At 46.3% G+C, this 3,285-nt stretch carries 5 protein-coding genes; 4 read left to right on the top strand and 1 reads right to left on the bottom strand.

The window, feature by feature from the left end; translation table 11 throughout:
- Positions 1–92: 92 nt before the first annotated feature.
- A complete protein-coding gene (locus FC99_RS09490) occupies positions 93–974 on the bottom strand; it encodes a PPK2 family polyphosphate kinase (protein WP_048735892.1) in 882 nt (293 codons plus the stop codon).
- Positions 975–1,147: 173 nt separating this feature from the next.
- Here FC99_RS09490 and FC99_RS09485 point away from each other — a divergent pair, with 173 nt between their 5' ends.
- The 4 genes from FC99_RS09485 to FC99_RS13875 all read left to right on the top strand — a co-directional run bounded on the left by FC99_RS09485 (position 1,148) and on the right by FC99_RS13875 (position 2,901).
- The gene (locus FC99_RS09485; RefSeq protein WP_048735891.1) at positions 1,148–1,810 is read left to right on the top strand and encodes a histidine phosphatase family protein; all 663 of its coding nucleotides are present in this window, start codon (positions 1,148–1,150) and stop codon (positions 1,808–1,810) included.
- Positions 1,811–1,831: 21 nt separating this feature from the next.
- Entirely contained in the window at positions 1,832–2,017 is a 186-nt protein-coding gene (locus FC99_RS09480) for a PspC domain-containing protein (protein WP_048735890.1), read from the top strand.
- A 164-nt stretch (positions 2,018–2,181) separates the two neighbouring features.
- Complete coding sequence (gene ndk, locus FC99_RS09475) at positions 2,182–2,649, top strand: nucleoside-diphosphate kinase (protein WP_048735889.1); 468 nt, start codon at positions 2,182–2,184, stop codon at positions 2,647–2,649.
- Between the two features lie 90 nt (positions 2,650–2,739).
- Positions 2,740–2,901 carry a hypothetical protein gene (locus FC99_RS13875; RefSeq protein WP_156166950.1) on the top strand — a complete coding sequence of 54 codons (162 nt, stop codon included), beginning with the start codon at positions 2,740–2,742 and terminating at the stop codon, positions 2,899–2,901.
- The last annotated feature ends 384 nt before the right edge of the window (positions 2,902–3,285 follow it).

Here is a 3,285-nt window from a genome sequence, read left to right as displayed (position 1 = left end):
CACAGCGGACTTTCACCGCCTAGTTAGCGCCCATGCCGGGCGCACACAAAAAAAGGGAAGAGATAGCCGGCTATCCCTTCCCTTTTTGTTCATTACAACTCACCCTTTTGTAACTGCTTCAAGGTGGCCTTTAATTTTCGTTGAACGGCCGGATCAACCGTTGGATAAGCAGGATTCAAATCTTGTAGTCGCTTAACCAAAATATTGGAAACAATCAGGCGGGCCACACCCTTATCGTCCGCTGGAATCAGATACCACGGCTGTTTCTTAGTCGCCGTCTTTTCCAGCATCTGGGTATAAGCTCGTTGATAGTCCGGCCAGAAGGCTCGCTCCTGCATGTCACTTGGCGAGAACTTCCAGTTTTTACTAGGAACCTCGATTCGGCGTTCGAACCGGTGCGTTTGTTCTTCCCGTGACAGATGTAAGAAAAACTTGATGGTAATAAATCCTTGGTGCCGTAAGTATTTTTCAAAATGGCGGAGATCATGGTACCGCTTGTCAAAGAAAGCATCATCGACATCATCAAGGGTCTTCACGTTGGGTAAATGTTGATTCAACAACATTTCCGGGTGCACGCGACTGATCAGAACGTCTTCGTACTGTGACCGGTTGAAAATACGGATCTGCCCCCGTTGTGGCAAGGCCTGATTGATTCGCCAGAGAAAATCATGGTCCAACTGTAAGTGAGTTGGCTGTTTAAAGCTAACCACACTGGTTCCGGACGGGTTGAGGCCACTAAAGACGTGACGAATCAAGCCATCTTTACCAGCGGTATCCATCCCCTGCAGAATGATAATGATGCCGCTTTGCCGTTGAGAATACAATTTTGCCTGCAAATCACTCAGGGTCGCAACGTTCGCCTCTAGTGCGGTCGTAATCACGGCCTGTTCTGGCACACGACTGACCCGGGTCGCGAGCTGACTTAGATCAACGGGTGACTCCCCCGTGTAACGATAACTGCTTTCAGTACTCATGCGCATCATCTCCTATGCCTTAAAGATAGCACGCTTTTCCCCACCCGTCCCTTGATTTATCAAAAAAATTTAAGGGATTTAAATTTCCCGTAGCAAAATCTTAGCGTTCCCTCCTATTGCTTGCTATACTGAGGATGTAACCACTTACGAAGTTGACGAAGGAGTTCCGAAAGATGAAGAAAATTACCGCTTATTTCGTGCGTCACGGTCAAACAATGTTGAATCACTATAACAAGGTTCAAGGCTGGATCGATTCACCCCTGACTGAAAAAGGACGGGCCGATGCAAAACGTGCCGGGAAACAGCTGAAGAATATTCCGTTTGCCGCTGCTTACAGCAGTGACTCCGGCCGAGCCATTGAAACGGCCACCATTGCCCTCCACGAAAATCCAGAAAATATGAATATCGTTTCCTACCAATACCCCGAATTTCGGGAACAGTGCCATGGTTATTTTGAGGGTAACGACTTAAACCAGATGTGGCAATTCGTTGGTGCCCAGGTCAAATTGACCTCGGAATCTGACGTGCTCAAAACTTACGGTCTGGAAAAAGCCCGTGACTTGATTCACCAAGCCGACCTCTATGGTGAGGCTGAAAGCAACGACATGTTCTGGGAACGGCTCGACCGCGGCTTCAACAAGTTGCGTGCCAATTCCAAGGATGGCGATCAGGTGCTGGTCGTCTCCCACGGGATGACGATCCGTTCCATCGTTGACCGGTATGCGCCAGAACTGGATGAAGGCATTGCCACCATCAACGGGAGTATCACTAAGCTCGAAATTACCGACGATGATATCCACGTCGACTTTTTCAACAAAATTGATTTTCAATCTTAACCATCTAAGGAGGAAACCATCATGAAGAATATTCACCGCTCGGCTTCGAACCGGGTCTTTGCCGGCGTCATTGGCGGCCTGGCCGAACACTTTGGCTGGAACGTTGGCATTGCCCGCGTCCTGTTCGTTGTGCTTGCCATTACCCCCGCCTTCCCGGGAATTATCGCTTACTTGATCCTGTGGATGATTATGGGTGATGCTGCTTAATCATGTTAAAGAACACCAGTCGTTATATCCGATTGGTGTTTTTTTAATAATTTAATTGACGTTAGAAACCGTTTAATCTACAATTTAAGGTAGCAACTTGTTATGCATTGAACAACAGGTCCTTGATTTACGATTTACCCAAAAATCACAAGGAGGTTTCACTCATGGCAAATTCAGAAAAGACTTTAGTATTGGTAAAACCCGATGGGGTCGCGGAAGGTCACATTGGCGAGATTATTTCACGGTTCGAAAGTAAGCGCTATCAAATTACGGCTTTAAAGGTGCTCAACGCAACTTCATCCCAATTAGATCAACATTACAGGTACCAAGCAGAGATGCCTTACTACGAGGAAATCAAGACGTACATGATGGAAGGCCCAATGGTCGCCATCATCGTCAGTGGGACGGACGTCGTTAAAGCTGTCCACAACCTCGCCGGCAAGACGCATCCAAACGATGCCCAACCTGGCACCATCCGCGGCGACTTCGCACATGACTATCCAGATGGCATTCTCCGCAACATCGTGCACACCTCAGATAGCAGAGAAAATGCGCATCACGAAATTGCGATTTGGTTCCCAGAACTGGCGGTAGCGGCTCATCAAAAGGTCGCAGCCACAGCCAAGAAGTAAATAACTTGTAAATAATGAACCACCAGTCGAATTTGGCTGGTGGTTTTTTGGTGGAATTTGCTATAATCAAAATAAAGGTGGTGAACGCGCATGAGTTTTCCAGATGATATTTACGAGGCTTCCGCTTACGAATGGCTCAAGCAACAAGATTTGACTGACAAGACCCCTGCTGAAGTTTCTAAGGCCTTAGCCGAAGCGATTAAACAGGCTAAGGGTATTTCGAAGTCTGTTGAGAGTCCTTGGGTGAAGTAAGCTTGGGTTGTCGTTTTTGTAGAATATAATTGGTTGTTCCCTCCAAAGAAAAATGGCAGGGAACACTGAAATAAAAGCGCATTCAAAAAGGTAAATTCATCACTAACAACTACAGCCTACATTCTAAGCCCAATACTGCTGATAGCATTAAAAGCTGCAAATACATAAGAATCAGGAGACCTACTTATGACATTCTTAAATGTTCTATACAGCCTATCTCTAATTACATTCATCATCCTATTCCATTTTAGGTTCAACGCACGATGGCAAAAAAGTCTTCAAAAAGCCCTGGCAAAACCATTCTATATACGCTTGGTGCTAGTTGATTGTAAGCACCCAATAATTGACCGTCTAGGATTGGCGGCAAATCCACGATATGATAGT

Source organism: Levilactobacillus koreensis JCM 16448, assembly GCF_001435525.1.
Classification (GTDB): Bacteria; Bacillota; Bacilli; order Lactobacillales; family Lactobacillaceae; genus Levilactobacillus; species Levilactobacillus koreensis.
Note: the sequence above shows the minus strand (reverse complement) of the source record. Positions and strands in the feature narration are given on the sequence as shown.